The organism is Microbulbifer maximicatervae (SeqCode) (assembly GCF_056232625.1).
This window is the reverse complement of the sequence record NZ_CP174324.1, coordinates 2123264-2143835: the sequence shown is the minus strand read 5'-3', so window position 1 is coordinate 2143835 and position 20572 is coordinate 2123264. Positions and strand designations below refer to the sequence as shown.

15 protein-coding genes are annotated in these 20572 nt (G+C 45.9%); 8 read left to right on the top strand and 7 right to left on the bottom strand.

All coding sequences use genetic code 11. From position 1 onward, the window contains the following. Positions 1–4 precede the first annotated feature (4 nt). Together ACJJI6_RS09200 and ACJJI6_RS09195 are read left to right on the top strand one after the other, a co-directional pair. Entirely contained in the window at positions 5–589 is a 585-nt protein-coding gene (locus ACJJI6_RS09200; RefSeq protein WP_444896644.1) for a DsbE family thiol:disulfide interchange protein, read from the top strand. After that, on the top strand, positions 552–1151 hold the full coding sequence (locus ACJJI6_RS09195) for an IMPACT family protein (RefSeq protein ID WP_475713195.1): 600 nt from the start codon (positions 552–554) through the stop codon (positions 1149–1151). The genes ACJJI6_RS09200 and ACJJI6_RS09195 overlap by 38 nt, the downstream gene beginning before the upstream one ends. Positions 1152–1156: 5 nt before the next feature. On the opposite strand, the gene ACJJI6_RS09190 is transcribed toward ACJJI6_RS09195, so the two are convergent. After that, positions 1157–2356: a CaiB/BaiF CoA transferase family protein gene (locus ACJJI6_RS09190; protein WP_475713194.1), complete on the bottom strand. Its 1200-nt coding sequence runs from the start codon at positions 2354–2356 to the stop codon at positions 1157–1159. A 280-nt stretch (positions 2357–2636) separates the two neighbouring features. On the opposite strand from ACJJI6_RS09190, the gene ACJJI6_RS09185 reads away from it, so the two are divergent. The 6 genes from ACJJI6_RS09185 (at position 2637) to ACJJI6_RS09160 (ending at position 7740) form a co-directional block, all read left to right on the top strand. Further along, the gene (locus tag ACJJI6_RS09185) at positions 2637–3488 is read left to right on the top strand and encodes an HpcH/HpaI aldolase/citrate lyase family protein (protein ID WP_413665111.1); all 852 of its coding nucleotides are present in this window, start codon (positions 2637–2639) and stop codon (positions 3486–3488) included. A 56-nt stretch (positions 3489–3544) separates the two neighbouring features. Further along, complete coding sequence (locus ACJJI6_RS09180; protein ID WP_444896647.1) at positions 3545–4072, top strand: MaoC family dehydratase; 528 nt, start codon at positions 3545–3547, stop codon at positions 4070–4072. A gap of 30 nt (positions 4073–4102) precedes the next feature. Then, positions 4103–4621: a MaoC family dehydratase gene (locus ACJJI6_RS09175; protein WP_413665113.1), complete on the top strand. Its 519-nt coding sequence runs from the start codon at positions 4103–4105 to the stop codon at positions 4619–4621. Between the two features lie 1114 nt (positions 4622–5735). Then, positions 5736–6347 carry a DUF998 domain-containing protein gene (locus ACJJI6_RS09170; RefSeq protein WP_445356035.1) on the top strand — a complete coding sequence of 204 codons (612 nt, stop codon included), beginning with the start codon at positions 5736–5738 and terminating at the stop codon, positions 6345–6347. 155 nt (positions 6348–6502) lie between these two features. Then, positions 6503–7009: a GNAT family N-acetyltransferase gene (locus ACJJI6_RS09165; protein ID WP_445356036.1), complete on the top strand. Its 507-nt coding sequence runs from the start codon at positions 6503–6505 to the stop codon at positions 7007–7009. A 242-nt stretch (positions 7010–7251) separates the two neighbouring features. After that, entirely contained in the window at positions 7252–7740 is a 489-nt protein-coding gene (locus ACJJI6_RS09160; RefSeq protein ID WP_445356037.1) for a GNAT family N-acetyltransferase, read from the top strand. A 157-nt stretch (positions 7741–7897) separates the two neighbouring features. On the opposite strand, the gene ACJJI6_RS09155 is transcribed toward ACJJI6_RS09160, so the two are convergent. The 6 genes from ACJJI6_RS09155 to fes form a co-directional block, all read right to left on the bottom strand. Then, on the bottom strand, positions 7898–9001 hold the full coding sequence (locus tag ACJJI6_RS09155) for a 3-deoxy-7-phosphoheptulonate synthase (RefSeq protein WP_475713193.1): 1104 nt from the start codon (positions 8999–9001) through the stop codon (positions 7898–7900). A 51-nt stretch (positions 9002–9052) separates the two neighbouring features. Then, positions 9053–9775, bottom strand: a complete 723-nt coding sequence (locus ACJJI6_RS09150; protein ID WP_445356039.1) for a 4'-phosphopantetheinyl transferase family protein — start codon at positions 9773–9775, stop codon at positions 9053–9055. Then, the gene (gene entS, locus ACJJI6_RS09145; RefSeq protein ID WP_445356040.1) at positions 9772–11070 is read right to left on the bottom strand and encodes an enterobactin transporter EntS; all 1299 of its coding nucleotides are present in this window, start codon (positions 11068–11070) and stop codon (positions 9772–9774) included. The genes ACJJI6_RS09150 and entS overlap by 4 nt, the downstream gene beginning before the upstream one ends. Continuing rightward, a complete protein-coding gene (locus tag ACJJI6_RS09140; RefSeq protein ID WP_475713192.1) occupies positions 11067–18317 on the bottom strand; it encodes a non-ribosomal peptide synthetase in 7251 nt (2416 codons plus the stop codon). The genes entS and ACJJI6_RS09140 overlap by 4 nt, the downstream gene beginning before the upstream one ends. A gap of 276 nt (positions 18318–18593) precedes the next feature. Further along, entirely contained in the window at positions 18594–18788 is a 195-nt protein-coding gene (locus ACJJI6_RS09135) for an MbtH family protein (RefSeq protein ID WP_475713191.1), read from the bottom strand. 7 nt (positions 18789–18795) lie between these two features. Beyond that, positions 18796–20115: an enterochelin esterase gene (fes, locus tag ACJJI6_RS09130; RefSeq protein WP_475713446.1), complete on the bottom strand. Its 1320-nt coding sequence runs from the start codon at positions 20113–20115 to the stop codon at positions 18796–18798. Between the last annotated feature and the right edge of the window lie 457 nt (positions 20116–20572).

The following is a 20572-nucleotide window of genomic DNA, read 5'->3' as shown; positions in this document are numbered from 1 at the left end:
GATAATGTCTAGACTCAAACTCTTTTTGCCCCTGGTAATATTTGTCGTGTTGGCCCTGTTATTTTGGAGGGGCCTCTACCTGAATCCACAGGAAATGCCATCGGCCCTGCTGAATAAACCTGTGCCGGAATTCTCTTTGCAAAAAGTGGCGGATAACAGCCAAATTGTAGAGAAGAAAGATCTTCCCAATGGCCCGCATTTGATGAATGTGTGGGCCACTTGGTGTGTAGCTTGCCGGGTAGAGCACCCCTATTTGAATGCTCTGGCTGAGCAGGGTGTGCCGATCGTTGGCGTTAACCTCAAAGATGAGGATGAGGCAGCAATCAAGTGGTTGGAAAAATTCCACAATCCCTACTTGTATAGCCTCGCCGATAGAGATGGCCGTTTGGCTCTGGACCTCGGTGTTTTCGGTGCGCCGGAAACTTTCCTGGTGGATTCCGAGGGAACTATTCGCTGCAAACACGTTGGCGTTGTCGACAATAAAGTCTGGCAGACCAAGCTCCAGCCTTTGTACGAAAAATTAAAAAACCAGCGCTGGGACGATATTGTCGGTGAGTTATCAGATTCCCTCATCTCCCGTTGTCAGTGAGACAGAAGAAAAGAAGAGCCGTTTTATTTGTTGGCTGGGGCCAGTAGAGAATAAAGCGGCTTTTCAGCAACAGCTGGAAACTGTCCGCGCTCAATATCCCGATGCAAGCCACCACTGTACCGCGTTGGTGATCGGCAACCCTTCCAACCCGGAAGTAATGCAAGCAGATGACGACGGCGAGCCCGGTGGTAGCGCGGGGCGACCAATGCTGGAATTGCTGTTGAAACAGGGTGTCGGTAATGTGGGCGCTATAGTGACCCGCTATTTTGGTGGTACCAAGCTTGGGGTGGGTGGCTTGATGCGCGCCTATCGCGGTGCGGTAGGTGCCGCGCTGCAAAATATCCCATTGCAGCCCTTTGTTCCCCAAATGTATGTTTCGGTTTGCTGTGATTTTGCCCAGGAAGCTCGCCTGCGCTTTTTGGTGGGGCGTCATCAGGGGAGTTGTGGGCAGCCGGAATATGCCAGTGATGTCACCGTGCCAGTTTCACTCCCCCAGGATCAGTGGTCGCAATTGCAGGTGCAACTATTGGCAGAGGGCTTTCAGCTTCTCGAGGATCAATAGTTCTTTCAAATGATGCCGTACTTGGCGAGCTTGGCTATCTCTGCCCCGGAATAGCCAAGCTCAGCCAGGATATCCTTGGTGTCCTCTCCCAGGGTAGGTGCCCGCTTGAAATTAACCATCTCTCCATCGCAGCGAATTGACGGCGCCAGTATTTTAATATCCTTGCCGTGATCACCGGGTATTGTTTGGATGCGGTCGGTATCGGAAACAAAGGGGTTTGTTAGCGCCTGCTCAACGTCATATACCGGGGCGGCTGGCACTTGGCTAGCTAAAATTTTTAGCCACTCTGCGGTATCTTTTTTTGACAGTATCTCATCCAGTATTTCGGTTAACTCCGATTGGTTTTTCCTGCGCTCCCTGAAATTTACAAACTTGGGTGCGTCAGCTAATTCCGGATGTTCAATACATTGACACAGGGATTTCCAGAACTTTTCCTTATTGCACATCAGGTAAATCCAGTCGTCCTTTGTCTTATAAAGTTGACAAGGGCTTAGGGAAAAGTGTGCTGATCGCGGCACCCGCTTTTGGTTGTGCCCCGCATTTAACTGCCACATGGCTACATAACTTAAATTATATAAAGCGTTATCAAAAAGGCTGACATCGATATCTCGCCCCTTGCCGGTTTCCCTGGCATTAAGTACACCAGAAACAACGGCCAGCGCGAGAGCCACTCCGGTGGATAAATCCACCAGGGACAGGCCGCACCGGGCAGGTGGACTGTCAGGTTCACCAGTTAGCTTGAAATAGCCTGCCTCTGCCTGCACAGGGTAATCATATCCCGGCCACTTGGCCCTATCGCCACTGCGGCCGTAGGCAGTCAGGTGGGCGCAAACGATCTTGGGGTTCAGCTTTCCCAGTGTTTTGTAAGTAATACCCAGCTTGCCCGGTACGTCTCCCCGTAGATTGTCGGTCAGTGCATCTGCACTAAGAATTAATTTGTGCAAGATTTCCTGCCCTTGGGGAGAGGACAGGTTGAGGGATAAACTGCGTTTGTTGTGATTGAAAGCCTGGAAAAAAAGGCTGCTGTTATCCCCAGGTTCATTTTCCAAGAAGTAAGGGCCTACGGTACGGCCTACATCCCCCCCGTGGGAGATATCTTCGACCTTGATGATTTCCGCTCCAAGATTTGCCAGATATAAGGTGCCAAAAGGGCCTGCACCATATTGTTCCACCGCCACAATCCGCAATCCTGAGAGAGGTAACATGTCGGAATAATCCACTAAATATAGATACGCCGTATTCCTCAGCATAGAGCAGGAGTTGTAAATTCGATGGGATTGGCTGGTAGATATTGGGAATATCCGGTCACCCGTATTTTAGTGACCTGTCTGACAAGTAGGGCTCACTGAAGGTGAGTGTCACGATTTAATACAGAGTTGCTAGTCTTTTGGGTGAGCTACTGATTGGTTTGGAATCCAGTTGTAGAGAAGGGCACCGGGAACGGATATCCGGATATCTGTCAATTTGTTGAGAGGGTGCCGCTAGATGGGTAGTGTCATTAACAGAAGCAAGTATTTTCGCAGCGTCCTGTTTGTCCCTGCGACCCGGCCGGATCGCTATGAAAAAGCAATGGCCAGCGGAGCCGATATTGCCTGTGTGGACTTGGAAAATGCCGTTTCCCTGGAAGATAAAGATACTGCAAGGGAGCAGGTGGTCAATTTCTTTACAGGAAAGGATATTGTTCCCACTCAGCGCGCGTTGAGAATCAACCAGCTCGACAGCGATTGCGGCATTAAGGATATGTTGATGCTGCTGGATCTGCCGCAACTGCCAGATGTTGTGATTCTTCCCAAGGTTCAATCAGCAGAAGAAGTGATTGGTTTTTGCCAGGTTATGGCCCCCTCCCATAAAACGATTCGAATAATAGCCCTGATTGAATCCCCAAAAGGTTTGGAGAATGCGTTGAGTATTGCCCAGGTAGAGGAGGTGGTTTGCTTGGCCTTTGGCGCGGCTGATTACAGTGCAACAGTGGGGTCAGATATGAGCTGGGATGCACTTTTATATGGCAGGGGGCGGCTGGTTCAGGCTGCCGCATTTGCAGGCATTGATGCTGTAGATGGCCCCTATTTGGAGCTGGATGATGAAAGAAGCCTAATTGAGGAAACACAGAGGGTCTCCGCCCTGGGGTTTTCTGGAAAAATAGCCATCCATCCAAAGCAAATTAAACCGATTCACCAAGGGTTGGCACCATCTAGTGAGGCGCTCTCTCATGCTCAGCGAGTACTGAAAGCTTATAAAGAGAATCATGGTGGAGTTCTTGTAGTTGATGGACAGATGGTGGATATGCCCGTGGTTGAGCGGGCACTAAAAACTGTGGCGGCCTCGAAGGGATTGTGACCGTACTGTAGCAGAGCCAAACTCACCGGAGCCTTACGGTAAGGCAAGAGGTTTCTATGCCCCGCTATCATTTTCCTGCGTATATAAAAACCGGTAAAAATCGCTATCGAGAGCGTTACGGTCTCGATTTTGAAGACTTTAAGGTAGGGCAGGTTTTTCACCATAGGCCCGGCGTTACCATTAGCCAGCATGATAATAAGGAAGAGTGCATTAAGACCTTAAATCAAGCCATGCTGCATTTTGATGAGTGTTACACCGCCCAAACTGAATTCGGTAAGCCGTTAATCGATACTACTTTAGCGGTTCAACAGCTAATGGGCTTGATCTGGAAGACCTACAATCGACGGAAAAAAATTGTTGGTTGGAGAAAAATTTCCATGGTGGCACCAGCTTATGGCGGTGATACCTTGTATTCTGAGAGTAAGGTTCTCGAAGTTCAGGCAGGTAGTGAGTATGACGACGCGGGGCTGGTAGAAATTGTTATATATGGAAAGAATCAAGACAAGAAGACTATTTGCGAAATGCAGTGTGACATGTTGATCTTCAAGCGCAATCACCTGCCTTTCTCTGCGAACGGCTACTAAATTTCCATTTTCCATATTTAGGTGACCTCAATGAAAGAGTCATTTAATTTTTTGCGGGAAGTAGAAGATAACGTTTATATAGAAACGGTCGGAATAGACTTTGAAGATTTTGAAGTGGGGCAAATATTCGAGCATCGTCCAGGTCGAACCTTCACTGAAGCTAGCTGTGTCGACTATGCACTTCGCTCATTCGATCTCAGCCCGTTTATCACTGATAAGGTATATGCGCGTCGAGTTTATGGTGATAGGCAACGAGTATTGGAGACATTTGTTTTAAGCGCAATGGCGCATACAACTAGGACGTTTGGAAAGGTTGTAGCCAACTTGGAGATGAGTGACTGTGAGTTGCAGCCAGTTTATGTGGGAGATACTTTATACTTCGAATCTGAGATACTTTCCAAAAGGGAGTCAAAATCAAGGCCTGAACAGGGGTTGCTTAGCATATATTCCCGCGCTCAAAATCAACATGGTGAATGGGTTTGCGCCTACAAGCGAACGTTACTTGTTTATCGTAAGAACTTTGGTCCCTATAAGGCTGCTGGATACTGATTTCGCAGCCTAGCCAATGGCTTCTTTTTCCTACTCTGGGTTGTCGAGAGTGGTATAGCGCAAGTAGTAAAATTCAAGAGGTCCTCCAGTATAGCGATGGATCGAAAAGAGCATTCTAATATCTCCCTGCTTTAACTATTTTAAATGTAGCCTGTACCGTCTCCGCCTGTTGCTAATACCTCGGGGGGATGGTTACATCCATTGTAAAATGTGTGTAACTGGATTGACTTATACAGATTTGCATATATCGTAAAAACGAGGAAAATGTTGATATATTGTGCGGCTGCAAGGTGTCTTTAGGGGTACCTTTGTACAGTGTGACAAATAGCTTCTTTGTATACCCTTAAAGATAAATATATTAATTCAGTAGGTAGTAATAGAACGCTGGTAGAAACAGACATAGGGAATTAAGCAGTTACTCAGAGATACTGTGAATGTCAGTTGACACATTTGTCATGACTAGTGATGGGTGCTTGCCGTCTGTAGATAGTGAAAGCAAGAAAGCCACGTGTAAGATTTTCAAATTGATAAAAGAGCACAGGGTAGTTTACCCTGATATTTATTCAAATGAAGATGAATTAGATAAATATGCATATGAAGTACTACAGATCAGAAGTTCCTGTTAAGCAGAATGCATCTGGTAAGTACTAACGCTATTATGCTTTCTTGGGGGCAGCGCTTCGAGCCTCCCCATGAGTGATTGGCATTAAGTGACTATGGTAGATAGATCGACATTATTGAAAGAACTTAGAATTTCCTGTGATCCAGATTTTGGCATGTGTTTAGAGCTTTTCAGTTGGGATCATCTCGATTATATCGAGGATATTTTAGCTGAGTACTTCGATATTGAGTACGAGTTCAAAATACAAGATTCGGAGAATTCTAGGTACGCGCTCTTATTTGGCAATAGTGTTGAAGAGAGTATCCTGGAAAATGCCTTATTGGCTATAAATCGCTACCATGCGTATTCTCGGCAACTTTACGTCACAATGTAGGGTGTTACTTGATAAGCTGATGCCGTGTTTTTCGATCACATGAGCCTGCATTGGGCAGTCAGGTAGCGCTGGCTTGTCTGAGATGTGGATGTTAATTTTTCTACAAGATGGAGTGAGTTTTGGGTAATCGGGATTTGATATTCATTAGGCAGGCAATGCTGATACCTGTGTTTGCACTGTATAATATTTTCTTGGGGTTGTTTTTGCCAGGCTATAGTATTGTGACTCAGCATATTAGTGAGTTAGCATTGGAATCACCTTTCTTTTCATATTCACATAGACTTACAGATATATTGATTGGTCTTTCTATGTGTATATTTTCTCTGCCTTGTTTGTCACTCGCAAAGGCTAAATTTACTTTTTTAACGATGTTTGCATTTGGTGTGACATGGATTTTTGCGGGGCTCTTTATTATGAATAGCCCATTACATGATGTATATGGGCTAACAAGTATCTTAATGGTTGTTCCTGTTATATTTGCTTTAGAGATGCGCAATTATTATATCTCAAAGAAATTCCAGGATTTATGTGTACTTGTAACCTTGATTCACGTTGTTTTCTTTTGGTTCTTTAGTTATGGATATATGCCTGTTGAATACAAAGGAGTGACACAAAGGACTTGGGTGGCAGTTACTTTGATATGGTATGGCCTGGCAGCTTATCAGCTTTCATCGTCGGCCAAAAAGAAGGTGCATGAACAAGTTGCGTCATATTCTATGCCTGTTACGTAATGCGTTAAGGTATCAAATCAGATGAATCAAGAATCGTAGGAATTTACTCAAAAAGTAATCTACTTGTGGGAGACAGAAAGAGTGTCAATTTAAAGAAAAAAATTCAATATAACAAAGCAGGGAAAATAGTTTATAAAATTTAGAGAGAGCAAAATTTGGATATTCAGATACGCAAAGAGAGTAAAAGAGATATTGAGCCAATCCACAGAGTCACTACCTTGGCTTTTCGGGACGCTCCGTATACTGATCACTCTGAGCAGTTTATCGTGAAGGCCCTTCGCCAAGCTGACGCATTATTTATATCAAAGGTGGCTGAAGTGGATGAAGATATTATAGGCCACATTGCCATTTCTCCAGTTGTTATTTCTGATGGCTCAGCCAACTGGTTCGGGCTCGGGCCGATTTCAGTACTACCTGAGTATCAAGGAAGAGGAGTTGGCTCAAAGCTTGTTCGGAGCGTCCTGGTTGACCTCAAAGAACAAGGTGCGGCAGGCTGCGTTGTACTGGGAGAGCCTGCTTATTACAGGCGTTTTGGCTTCAAAGTTATTGAAGGGCTGGTTTTACCTGATGTACCCGTAGAGTACTTCCAGGCACTGTCGTTTGATGACGATTTTCCAAGTGGAGAGGTTGTATATCACAAAGCATTCTCGGCTCAAGCTTAACTGCCAGCTGTACTGCGATGGACCTTTCACCGTTTTACAGATAGAAATGGGCGGACGAGTAAGATTGTATGTTCTATAGGCATGACAATGAATATACGAGCAAATGCGTATCCAGCTTTTGAGAGACGCTAAATTTATTCAGGTGGGGGCGTGGTTGTGGATATGCGTCAGAATAGGAAAGTTATCTCTACCGAAATTAATAAGCTGGTAGAATTTATATTAAGTGATACGAGAGTGGGTCCATGAGTATAGAAATTAGACATAGTAGAAAAGAAGATATTCCTGAAATTAAAGATATATATGCTCAGTCTTCCTGCTATGCGGGAACACTTCAAGTCCCATACCCTTCAATAGATAAATGGGAAAAGTTTCTGGGGAATATCCCCGATAACTTTTATAGCATCGTAGCTGTCCTGGATGGGATGATCGTCGGTCAAATTGGAATGGAGGTATTCTCGAATCCAAGGCGAAAGCATGTCTCAAATATAGGTATGGCAGTAAGTGAAGAGCATCAAAAGAGTGGGGTTGGCTCAAAGCTTTTAGAGGCAATGCTCAACTTATCTATTAACTGGCTTGCCGTTCGCCGTATAGAGTTAGAGGTTTATACTGATAATGAACAGGCTGTAGGTCTATATAAGAAGTATGGATTTGAGGTCGAAGGCACTGCAAAAAATTATGCATTTCGAAATGGTGAGTATGCTGATGTCTATCTTATGGCTAAGGTAGTTTAGTGTAATTGCACCTGAAGAGTAGCAGGCAGGAAGTAGAGAATTCAAATTGTTGCGGCTAATGGTTTATGAATCTAGTGGAGATGTACGCAATCTTCGGTATTTTGGAATGCTGCCATGCCAGTGAAGTAATGGCAGCTTAAATATTCTTGAAATACTATTACATAGCACTTTGATTTAATTCCATTCCCATATTGTGGGAGGTGGTAAATAGATGGCGACGTCTGACAACGGCTTCAGAAAGCATCTCTAACGCCTGATAAGTATCCTTCCAGCCGATACAAGCATCAGTAACCGATTGTCCGTAGGTCATCTTGCCCCAGGGGAGAATTTTTTGGCTTCCTTCTTCGAGGAAGCTCTCAATCATTACAGCTGAAATATTTCTTTGCCCTGTGCTGATTTGATCGCAGAGAGATTCCGCAACAACTATTTGATTACTGTGTATTTTCTGGCTGTTGCCATGACTGCAATCAACCATAATGCCGGCCGGTAGCGATACAGAGTCAAGTTGGGATATCGCTAGTTCGATGTCTTCGGGGTAGTAATTGGGTATTGTTCCTCCGCGAAGAATTAAGTGGCAATTAGAGTTGCCTGTAGACTGAACTGCTTCAAACTTTCCATTGCGAATCGTGGTGCAGAATATCTGTTGTGATTGGGCAGCTTGAATCGCATTCATTGCAACTTTGATATTTCCGTCGGTACTATTTTTAAATCCGATAGGGCAAGGAAGTGCTGAAGCTAATTCCCGGTGTGTTTGTGATTCTGTGGTGCGGGCACCAATGGCTCCCCAGGAAATCAGGTCTGCGATGTATAGTGCGTTCAAAGGACAAAGAAATTCGGTGGCTGCTCCCAAGCCCAGAGCATTGATATTAAGCAATAGTTCCCGAGCCATAGTGAGCCCAGTATGCATATCGGCACTGCCATCTAAATTGGGGTCGTAAATAAAGCCTTTCCAGCCGATGGTGGTACGTGGCTTTTCAAAATAGGTCCGCATTACCAGGCAGAGGTTACTTTCAAACTGGGGCTTAATCTCGGACAGCTTTTGCGCATAATCTAGTGCGGCGATGGGGTCATGAATTGAACACGGGCCTACCACAACCAAAAGTCGATCATCCTCCCCTCGCAATATTCGGGAAATCTCATTACGGGTTCGTTCAATAGTTAAAGCGGAAGTAGATGGGCACGGCATTTTTCGGATTAGCTCATCATTACCCGGAAGTTGCATATGAGTCCGTGCGCTCAAAATAGCAGGAACGTCAGACATAGAATGGTCCTTTTCTTTTAACTGAGATAGCGCTGTTATTGTCGAGATTGACTAATACTCAACGATGCTCAATATGCCGTCTTGATGTGGATGATATGTACCAGTGTAGGTATTTCCACTGGGAACTCTGGATGAGAGATCTCGCAAAATTTTCAGTTCTAATTTTTGCTGCAGGGGCGACAGTGTTGTAATTTCAGCATCCAGAAAGTCAAAGTATTTTCCAACTAGAGGATATAGTGCCTTGAAAAGGCTTTCTTTAATGGAAAAAGCCATAGTCAACCACTGTTCTTGAGGGAAACCGCTCTCTGAAAGTAGGGATTCTTCTGAATCACTGACTATATTGCGTTTGATTTCTTCAGCAGTTTTAGCGGCAATAGTTGTTTCATAATCAATCCCAAGCCCTTGAGAAGTAGTGCTGGCTGCACAGATTGCTCGGTTGCCTGCATGGGTAATAGAGGCTTGTACTCCCTCCGGCCATACTGGACAGCGGTTTATACCTATAGGGATTTCTCTCACTGGCACACCTAGCTCTCTGAGTGCAAGGTGAGCACAGCTTCGTCCAGCAAGAAATTCAGCTCGTCGTGATGGGACGGCTTTTACTAATGAACTTGGAAAAGGAATATTCAAGTGAGAGAAAAACTGATCGTCATACCTTTCTGGGCAAAAAGTAGTCTCTACCATATGGCCCGTAAAGTACTTGGACTTCATCACCTTGTATCCACCTAAAAAGCTGGGTATCGGGTTGTCAATTTTATAAGAGGATTCCCAATTCATAATGCTGTGGCTTCAGTTTCCATTTTTTCTTTTTTCGGGACGGGGCTTTGAGGAGGCGTTTGCGCTTTATTTTTAATAAATACAGCGTCCTTCAAACTTCTGAATCCCAAGGACATAGCAACAGTAATGCCAATTGCTGTAGCAGCAAAGTAGAGAGTACCGGCCATTGGGGCAAACAGCTTGCCTAAGATGCCGAATCCCATTGCGCCAAAAGTATCGCCGGTTACATTTTGGGCTGCCCAGAGACTGTTAACTCTTCCTTGTAATTGGTTAGGAGTATGACTCTGAACCAAAGTAATCTGAATTAGTGAACTAATAGCCCCTAAATAGCCATAAGCGACTAGTGCAACTAAAGCGATATAGAGATGGTTAGCGAGAGTGAGACCGCTCAAGGCAACAAAAGAGAGGGTGCAAGTGAGTAGTAAAACAACACCGGGACGTTTTAATTGGGGCGCCCAGCCACTGGTTAGGGCACCCAACATAGCCCCTAAGGGCACAGCAGAATACATCAGGCCGATTTCGAATGCACTTCCACCAAAAATAACGGTAACCATTGCGGGGAATAGAACGCGGATGCCTTTGCCCAGGGAATCCAATGTCCCTACTGCAATCGCACTGCCAACAATTTTATGACGGAATAAAAATGAAAAACCCTCAGCTAGTGCTTTTAGAGGTTGCTTTTTCGGCTGCTTTCCTGGCGCCATGGAGGGCAATCGGGTCAGCGGGATCAGCGTGGCAAAAGTACCTAAGGAGGCCGCAGTATAGTTCCAGCTGATATCAGTGGCGGCAATAATCAATCCGCCAATTGCCGGCGAGATAACGGTACCGATACGTACGGTGAGCATGCCCAAAGCATTGGCAGAGGCAAGATTCTCTTTGCCTACAATTGAGGGAATTGAGGCCATTAATGCAGTGATACCAATTGCACCAAACAAACCACTCCAAATGGAAAGAGCATACAGGGCTATTAGTGAGGGTGATGTAAAGAAGCAATTTATAGCTAATGCAGCAAAACCCAAGCCGCAACCGGAGCGTCCGATCAAAATCAGTGTGCGGCGGTTATGGCGGTCGGCGAGCACACCTCCCCACAGCAAGCCAATAAACATGGCTATACCTTCCAGAGCCATAATGACTCCTACCTGGATAGTAGAGCCTGTCATTGCATGGACTTGTACCGGCACCGCGACTGTTAACATCCCCAGAGAGATAATCGAAATCATCCTGGCAATAAAGATCATGCGGAAGTTTGCATTGCTCTTGAGCAAGTCAAATCTCATAAATAGTGAACGGTTCATAGGGATGTTACAGCCTCTTGGGGATCTGCTTTTTCTGTCTGTTTAGTTAAAGTTGGAACCTTTGCCAATATACCGTTGAGTAGGGGCCCGAGCACTTCAAGAGATGTCGGCGATAGAATATCGTCATGGGCAAAAGGCAATCGGTGTTGTTGCATGTCATTCAGGAATGGAGACCAGCACTTATCTACGTCCCAACCTTCAGGCAGTGTCTTTTCCGCAACAAATAATTGCACATTACCAGAATAGGGTTGGGTGTCTGCATCCGATAGCAGGCGTACAGTATCATCGTAATTCGCTACGATATCGTTAAACATTTTGGTCTGCTCTGCCAGTGTTGCTTCATCGGCAAATTCGCCTTCAGCTGCGCTGAGGAATTGCCGTTTCTCGCGCTCTACTTCTTCCCTGGCTTCATCTTCTGTGGGTCGTTTCCATTCCTGGCCTTCAGGTGGATAAGTATCGAATAATCCGACAAAAGCTACCTGGTGGCCGAGTGCCGTCAGCTTGGATGCCAGGGCTACGGCAACAGTACCGCCAAACGAGTAACCCATTAAGTGATAGGGGCCTTTGGGCTGTGCACTTAAGAGGGTTTGTAAGTAGCGCTCAACGGCTTCGTCCATCGATTCACTGATAGCTACAGGGCCGTTAGGTCGCGGTGATTGAAGGCCAATAATCGGCCAGTTTCCTTCAAGGTATTTGGGGAATCCGGTGTACTGCCATGAAAAACCTGAACCGGGGTTAATACAGAACAGCGGCGTACCTGTTCCAGCCCTAATCGGAAGAATATTGCCAAAGCCCGCTTTTTCAGGATCTTTGCGCAAATTCTCATCGGTCAATACCGCCGCAAGTCCCTCAACAGTAGGAGATACCATAATTTGTCCTACTGTTACTGGAAGGGACAAGCATTGGCGTAGTTCTGCAGCCAGCCGCATAGCCAGTAGTGAATGACCACCAAGCTCAAAAAAGCTCGCTTCTGCTGTTACGGATTCCAAGTCCAGCATCTTGCAGAAGGCATTGGCAATAATTTGCTCAGCCCCTTCACTGGGTGGACGGCCGGAATCAGTTTTATCGCTTTCTGGGTCTGGCAGTGCTTTTCTTTCGAGCTTGCCATTGGCACTGAGTGGGAACGTTTCCACAGCAACCAATGCTGACGGCACCATATGTGCCGGTAAGGATTGGGCCAGCTGATCCAAAAGTGGGCTAAGAGTCTCCGGGAACTTTTCTGGGTTATCCAGTATTACGTAACCGACCAATTGACGGTTATCACCTGTCGCTTTGCTTTGGCTCAATACGCGGGCGTGAACGGCAGCCTGCCTCACTCCCTCCAAGGAAGATAGCGCTTGTTCAATCTCACCAATCTCAATTCGCAGTCCACGAATTTTAACCTGATCATCACTGCGCCCCAGATATTCAACGTTACCATCAGGCATCCAGCGAACGACATCACCGGTGCGATACATTCTCTCGCCTACTGCATAGGGGTCGGCTACAAACCGCTCGGCAGTCAGGCCGTGCCTGTTGAGATAACCGAGTGCGAGCTGCATACCGCTTAGGTAGAGTTCTCCGGGAACACCGATACCTACCGGGCGTAAAAATTGATCGAGAATCCTCAGTTGGGTATTCCAAACCGGTTTGCCGATAGGTATGCCCGTACCTTCTCCAAGATTTAACCTTAAATCAGCGGGGCAGTATGTAACGTCAACAGCGGCCTCAGTAGGGCCGTATAAATTGTGCAAAGGCGCTTTAAAGTAACTTGCATAGGCAGAGGCAAGTTCTTTCGAAAGTGCTTCGCCACTACAAAATACCCGGCGCAGCGACTTGGTAAGAGGTACTGAAGATGGCTGGCTATCCAGGTGGTCCACCATAGCTGCGAGCATTGAGGGTACAAAGTGCATGGTTGTTACCTGGTATTTGGAGATAATCTGCAGTAGATGCTCCGGATCTCTGTGTGCTTCCGGTGGGGCCATGACCAGCTCTGCCCCCCGGATCAGTGGCCAGAAGAACTCCCATACTGAGACATCAAAGCTTGATGGTGTTTTCTGCAGCACTACATCATTTTCTGTGAGATTGTATTCCGCTTGCATCCAAAGCAGCCGGTTCACTATGGCTTCATGGGAAACCAGAACACCTTTGGGGCGACCTGTCGACCCTGACGTGTAAATCAGGTAAGCGGGATCTTCCGGCCGAATTTCCACAGCAATTAATTCATTGGGTGACGACTGCTGGAGAAGATTTTCAATAGCTAGTACAGGTGCGGTGCAGGGCACCGCAGAATTTTCACCAAATCGGTGAACCTGATTTTCTCCAGCAATTATCAGTTTGGGGTTAGCATCCTCCAACATGAGCGCCAAGCGTTCATCCGGGTAGCTAATGTCCAATGGTAAGTAAGCGGCTCCGGCTTCTATTACAGCTTGTAGGGAGAGGCTGAGCTCAACACTACGCTCAGCAGTCACGGCGACAATATCGCCGCGACCTACGTGGTGAGCGTTGAGTTGTGCAGCAATACTGCGAACACTTTGACGCATACTTTGATAGTCAAAGGAGCTGCTTTCGTCTGTGAGCGCTCTACCATCTGGGCTAACTTGAGCTTGCCTAATTAATAAATCGCGTAAAGTGACAGGATCAAATGTCTGTTTGGTGTCATTGATACTTTCAAGAAGCTTGCGCTCAGTGTCCGTCTGCAGGGACATGGCAGCCAACGGTTGTTCTGGATTTTCGGCAACCTGTGTAAGCAGGTCGATAAATCGATGAACAAGGTTTACAGCATTGACAACCGCATCCCGATATTCAAAAAGTATTCTAGGTTTTTCTCCAGGCAATACTAATAGTGTCAGTGGATAGTGAGTAAACCCGCGATTTTGAACTGCATTTAAATGAATCCCGGCGTGATTCTGCTGTATCAGAGCTTCGTCGGCCGGATAATTTTCCACAACCAGAAGTGTATCGAACAGGGTATCTGTGCCGGCAATACGTTGGATTTCACCCAGGCCAATCCCGTCATGATCAAACAGTGCGATTTGTTGCTCCTGCAATGATTGCAGCTGCTTGATCAGGGGTTGTTGAGGTTGTAACTGGACACGAACGGGTAGGGTGTTACTGAATAAACCAATCACCTCATCAATCCCATCTACCGCACTGGATCGTCCAGAAACTGGGCTGCCGAATACTACGTCATTGCGCCCGGTTATTGATCCCAACATTGCGCCCCAAACACCCTGGATCACTGTATTGAACGTGAGTCCTTCCTGTTGGCAGAGCTTATTGAGCTGTTTGTGTAAGTGCGCACAAAGGGGGACTTCTATTTCATGAACTGTTTCTTTATCGCGACTCTCTGCGAACGCGATAGTGGGGGTGACACCTTTGAGAAGGTCTCCCCAATGCTTAATGGTATTTTGTTTTTCCTTATTAGACAGTTCCATTACAACAGGATTGTAACGGTTAGGTTCTGATGTGACTTTCCCGGTATCCTCCCGATAAGCTTCAAGCAGGTCCTGTAATAGAATTGGAGTCGACCAGCCATCGATAACCAGATGATGTGCAGTGATTAGCAGAGCGTAATTTTCCACTGATGTTTTTACAACATGAGCATGTAGCAGAGGTGTACGGGTTTCGGCATGCATACGAATATCAAAATGCAGCCCGGCCTGCTGCAGCTCCAGATTAAGTAGCATCTCCTGTTGCTGTGGTTCTGGTAGCTGGCTCAAGTCAATTTCTGTCAAAGGCCATTTTCCAGCAGTATCGGCATCGCTACTGATTTGGGGGATAAGCTGCAGAGGGGCATCCCAGGATTCGCAGTCGAATAGGGCTCCTAGTTGAGGGTGCTTCGCTAAAGTGGAGTTTAGGGCTCGGCCCAACCGGGAGATATCCAGTTCGCCTTCGAGAGTTAATTTTGTCGTAAAGCTATAGGAGTTTTCCTCGCTACCCAGTTGGGTCTGGAACAGTAGACCTTCCTGCAGGGGAAGCACAGGGAGTACAGCGGTCAGAGGGCCATATTTAGTCTCTGCTTCAACCAGGGGTAATCCCAATGTCGCCGGTGAAATCTCTTTGGATTGCTTCTCTAAAGGTGTGAGATTGAGGGCAATCTGCTCAGCAGAGCGCAACTTGAAAATTTCTTTTGGGCGCAGATCGTAGCCAGCTTTGCGCATTGCCGTGCATAGGTGCATTGCTGAAATGCTGTCTCCTCCCAATTGGAAGAAATCATCTTCTGCTCCAATATTGTCGATCTCCAAAGTGCTCGCAATAGCGCTACACACAAGTCTCTCAGCGGTTCCTATTGCCGCTCTTGAACTTTTTTGAGGCGTCGCAGAAGGCATTGGCAAGGCTTTTTTATCGAGCTTGCCACTCACAGTTAGAGGAAACTCTTCGAGAATAATTAAGCTAGCAGGCACCATATAATCTGGTAGCTGATCGTTCAGTTGTTGTATAAGTCGGCTCTCAATCTCCTGCTTATTGCCGTTTGACGGTGTCTTCAGCGTACAGTAAGCAAGCAATTGATTTCCTGTAGCAATTGGTTTGGCAATTACAGCCACTTCTTTGGTTTCATCGAGAGATGAAAACGCAGCTTCTACATCGCCGAGCTCAACCCTAAATCCGCGTACTTTTACCTGGTTGTCACAGCGCCCGATAAACTCCAATTCTCCATGGGTGCCCCAGCGAACCAAGTCCCCAGTTAAGTACATAACTTTACCGGGGCGGTAGGGGTTTGCTACAAAGCGGCTGGCAGTGGTTTCTGGGCGGCGCAGATATCCAATGGTTATATTGTCCCCTGCGAGATAGAGCTCGCCGGAGACACCAATGGGAACTGGACGCAGTCGTTTATCCAATACATAAACTTCGGTGTTGGCTAGCGGGCTACCAATAACCGGCTCCGCCAGATCTGTGGATACCTGTGCACTGGTCGCATAGACGGTGAATTCTGTGGGGCCGTAAATATTATACGCTTGCAGTTTGGGGAACTGTTGTAATTGAGACCATAAGGCTGGAGATACGGCCTCCCCGCAAATATCCATCAAGGTCGGGTGATGGTGGCCTTCATCCATCAGTCCGGCTTCCATTAGTTGAGTAGCCAATGATGGAGCGACGGCAAGAGTATCTATTTTTAATGTGCGGATAGAATCGATTAACCCATAAACATCTCGTTTGGCATCGTCACCAAACAAGTGCAGCTCATGGCCGAGCATCATAAGAAGAATTGGGTCCCAGGATGTATCAAATGAAAATGAGCCAGTCAGTGCTACCTTTAGGCGGGTGTTGGCACAGTGTTCAATGGCATTTGCAAAAATTTCCTTTTGTAGGGCCAGCGCCAGGTTAAGGAGCGCCCCGTGAGGCACCATTACACCTTTAGGCTTTCCGGTAGAACCTGAGGTATAAAATATATAGGCCCTCTGCTCCCCAGAATTAATCAATGCCTGGTCGCTATACGTTTTGGGGGTGGCAAGCGCCGCTGTATCCAGGTGCAGTTGGTCAACAAAGGATGGTAGCCTGTGGGCATGATTGGATAATGTAATAACCTGTGCCGGCTGCGCATCGTCACACATAATAGCAATACGCTCATCCGGGTGCGTAAGGTCGAGCGGTAGGTATGTGGCACCAGAGTAGAACACTGCCAGGATGGCGGCAATAGAGTCAACGGTTCTTGGCAGAGCCACGGCAACAATGTTCTGTGGTGTTATTCCCTTGTTCTGTAAGGAAGCACAAATCTTTAGCGCGCGTAGTGAAAGTTCACTGAATGAAATTTCCTGTCCCTCGAAAACCAAGGCAGTTTCATTGCTGCGAGTGTGTACTTGTTGTAAAAAAATATCCAAGACACTGATATGATTTTCAGTGTTGGTGATTTCTATGCCTTTAGCCCAGCTGTCGATAAGACCTTTTTCACCGATAGGTATTAGAGAGAATTCACTGGATAAACAGTGGCTATTATGGTGAGCCTGAACAAAGAGATCGCTGATTCTATGTCTGTGGAGTTCTAGCTCCTTTTCACTGTATCGATGAGCGTTGGCTGCGAGTTCAATAGTTATTGTTTCTTTGCCGAAGTAAATTGAAAACTCTATATCTTCAATGGGGCCTGTTGCTATTTGGTAGGTTTTACCGGGGACCCCATCAAAATTGAGTGTGTAGTCAAAGATTTTGCAATTTATAGTGGGACCATACAGACGCCTGTGTGAGCCGACCAGCCCAAGATCTCTTTGTAGCTGCTCGGATTCGTAGCGTTGATGTTTACGGATTTTGCGTAACTCCCTGGATAGAGATCGGGCAATGTCAAAGATATTTTGCTCGGCACTGATTTCAAGTTGTAATGGCAGTACATTAGCAACGGGGCCTGTAGAGTTAAGCGCGGAGGAGCCCATACGCCGCATAAATGGGTAGCCTACGGTAACTTTATTGCTATCACATATTCGGGATAAATAAATAAAGATCATTGCTGTGGCAAGGTCGACCACCGACAGTTTCTTTGCGTCCGTCAGCTGGGTTAGATTTTCAATTAAACTTCGAGCCATCGAAATACTTTGGCGATGCACAAGGCTGTTGGCGTTGTCGAGCGAGCTGGTAGTCTTATTCGACAATGTCAGTGGTGCTGCCAAGCTCTTGGCGTATTCTGCCCAAAAGGCTCGATCCTGTTTGAATTTTTCCGATTCGGCATACTCTAGGTACTCATCAATGACTGCGGAAAACCCCGTAAATGGAGAGCTGGCTATGGGTGCACCATTAATAAGTGCATTATAAATTTTCTCGATTCTTTTAGTGAGGGCGGTAAAGCTGAAGCCATCCACCATTAAATGGTGATAGCGCTGGTACCAGAGAAAGTGTTTCCCATTTGAACTATCGGGTAACTGAAAAATAATATGATGATAGAGGCAGGCTTCGCTATCTGATCTTAATTCACTTTGAATATCATTGAGCATCAAAGATTTTGCAGCAGCCACCGGATCAAGCGGATCTTCAATTTTTATGAAGTCTACAGCGTTTAAGGATTCAGGTTCTGGTGCTGACTGGAGCTGTTGGACCGGAACGTTATCTTCCTGGTGATATTTTGCATGAATCGTGTCAGCTTCACTTAATCCAATATGAATAGCTTTTGTCAGCAGTTTTACATTAATTGCGCCGTGTATCTCCACATATTGAGCTACGGCGAAAGCATTACTGCTTTCCGAAAGCTGATCGGCCAGCCAGATCCCCACTTGAGGTCCCACCAAAGGGTAAGTGTTATCGTTAAGTTTACTTGCAGAAATGGTCGCGCTTTCTTCTTGCACAGTAACAATCCTTTTTCAACATATTGAGTTGGCACAATGCCTTGGTGGGAAAAAAAGTGGCCAAATAGTCCTTCCTGATCTATTTGGCCACGGCCCACTGGAATATGAAAATAGTGTGGCACAGACCTTAGCCATATTTTCAAGTGGGTGTTGCTGGTGCTTTCCAGCTGCAGTTAGTCCCTTAACCGCCTGTAAATAGAGTCTTAGATCTCTCAAGTTTCATTGGTTGTATGTACTCTTTACGAGGAATAGTAAAACTGCAGAAACTGACAACCATCAGTGATTGAGGCTTTTCCAATTCTCTTCTATATATTCAACACATTGTCGACGATCCTGAGGTCCAAAGACTGTCTTCCAGCCCTCGGGAACTCCCGCAAATTCCGGCCATAAACTATGTTGGCCAAGATTATTAGTTAACACAAAAAATTGGTGGCTCTCATCATCAAATGGATTTTGATATTCTGATTGCATAACAACTTTAATCCTGATAACTGAAGTTTTGTAATAAATACGAAAGACCAGTGATTAGTCCCTCGCGCCAACACAGAGTGTCGTGCCCGCCAACAAATTTTTGGTACTTAACGTCAAAGCTCTTATTGTTAAGGGCTTTATTCAACTGGTCATTTACTCTGGTTAAAAAATATTCCCGAGTGCCCACCTGCTGAAAAATTTTCAGCCTGCCCGGCTGGTAAGTTTCTGACAAAACCTGATCTGTGAGCCAGCCCTTGTCATCGCTGTTGTTACCTTTCTGCATGAGTTTATTGTTTGGCCACCAGAAGGAGCCTGATTGGCTCAATACACACCCAAATCTTGCAGGCCACTTTAATCCAGCAAACATCGCAGCTAGACCACCATAGCTTTGGCCAGCAACAATCGTATGAGCAGGATTTTCAGTGTGAGGTAGCTCTTCTTTAATCTGGGGGATAAGTTCTTTCTGAATAGCTAGCCAAAAGTCCTCACTACAAGTCAGATCTTGCTCTCGCTGTTTCCCATTGACTGAATCAACCAATAAATAGAGTGCCGCAGGTAAATGTCCGGATTGTGTCTGTTCTCTCAAAACTGAGAAAACAGGCATTTCTTTTGCCCATCGATCACCATCCAACAGAATTACAAGTGGGCGCTGTTCAGGATCAGACGCTTTGCCGCACGCGTAAGTCCAGACTCTGCGTCTAATCCCCAGAATGGAACTTTGCCAGTACACTTCTCCCACATCAGAAAAGCTTTTGTTTTCCGACTCTGAAGATTCAGGTTTCAGATCGAATTCTTGCCATGGACTTTGTTCCATAAGTCCTGGCAAATGAATTGCAGAAAACTTTTTGCTCCACGAACCGGCACTCGGTGCCTGTCGATTCAGCGGGTCTGGTATGGCGTCTTTAATCAGGTTGCGCCACCAATGTCTTTGCATTTTCCGAGCATCATCGTTGGGGTGAAGTGCTTTTTCCCAGGTGGAACCAATACATTTTTCTGTAGCTGGAATTAAGCGATAGCTACCTCTCCAGGATTTTTCGATCTCTACTTGCCAATACCACACATCTGTTTTTGGCAGCCGTACTAGGGAGGGCGGTGAAAATGTATGGTGGTTCGTTACACAATTTATATCGATATAAACTTGTTTGATCGGTGAGTGAGATTCGCTACCATCTGGGTCTCTCCACAAAAATGTCAGAATTAAATTTTCTTTATTCGAGGGGTTTTTATTAACAAGCGGTAGTCCCTGCCTTTCCATCTCTGACCACCAAAGCGCGCTGCCAATCTCAGAGACACTGGATTGAGTAATACGCAACAAATTTGAGTGCATGACAGCGGTCATGGCATTCCCGTGTTTAATGGTTGGACTTTCCATGAATTTTATAAAGAGCCATGTGCTTAATTCTTCTTTTCAAGAAGTAGTAATAACTTGCCAACAGGCTACCGCAAGAGGATGGACGGTGTAAATAGAAATTATTATCATTCGCGCTTGTGTGGGGCAATTCAAAAACTCAGCAAGGAAAATTTTATTTAGTTGCATGGTTTGACGGCAATTAAACGTGACGGCAATTGCAAGTGGTTACTGAAAAACAGAGAAAATCTGCCTGGGAGGTTGCAACTGAAATAAATAAAAATATATTTTTTAGATCGCTCTTGTTGTTTTGTCTTGCACATTTAAACGTTTACCTAGCTTATTAGTTTGTGTGACGCCTCCCTCGCTGCTTTTCGCGCAAATACTTCTCAAATATTGAGTACACCAATTGACAAATGCTTTCGGGTGTGAATTA

Coding starts and splice junctions, on each gene's coding strand:
- ACJJI6_RS09200 (WP_444896644.1), top strand. CDS start 5: ATGTCTAGACTCAAACTCTTTTTGCCCCTGGTAATATTTGTCGTGTTG.
- ACJJI6_RS09190 (WP_475713194.1), bottom strand. CDS start 2,356: ATGTTACCTCTCTCAGGATTGCGGATTGTGGCGGTGGAACAATATGGT.
- ACJJI6_RS09185 (WP_413665111.1), top strand. CDS start 2,637: ATGGGTAGTGTCATTAACAGAAGCAAGTATTTTCGCAGCGTCCTGTTT.
- ACJJI6_RS09180 (WP_444896647.1), top strand. CDS start 3,545: ATGCCCCGCTATCATTTTCCTGCGTATATAAAAACCGGTAAAAATCGC.
- ACJJI6_RS09175 (WP_413665113.1), top strand. CDS start 4,103: ATGAAAGAGTCATTTAATTTTTTGCGGGAAGTAGAAGATAACGTTTAT.
- ACJJI6_RS09160 (WP_445356037.1), top strand. CDS start 7,252: ATGAGTATAGAAATTAGACATAGTAGAAAAGAAGATATTCCTGAAATT.
- ACJJI6_RS09155 (WP_475713193.1), bottom strand. CDS start 9,001: ATGTCTGACGTTCCTGCTATTTTGAGCGCACGGACTCATATGCAACTT.
- ACJJI6_RS09150 (WP_445356039.1), bottom strand. CDS start 9,775: ATGAATTGGGAATCCTCTTATAAAATTGACAACCCGATACCCAGCTTT.
- entS (WP_445356040.1), bottom strand. CDS start 11,070: ATGAACCGTTCACTATTTATGAGATTTGACTTGCTCAAGAGCAATGCA.
- ACJJI6_RS09135 (WP_475713191.1), bottom strand. CDS start 18,788: ATGCAATCAGAATATCAAAATCCATTTGATGATGAGAGCCACCAATTT.
- fes (WP_475713446.1), bottom strand. CDS start 20,115: ATGCACTCAAATTTGTTGCGTATTACTCAATCCAGTGTCTCTGAGATT.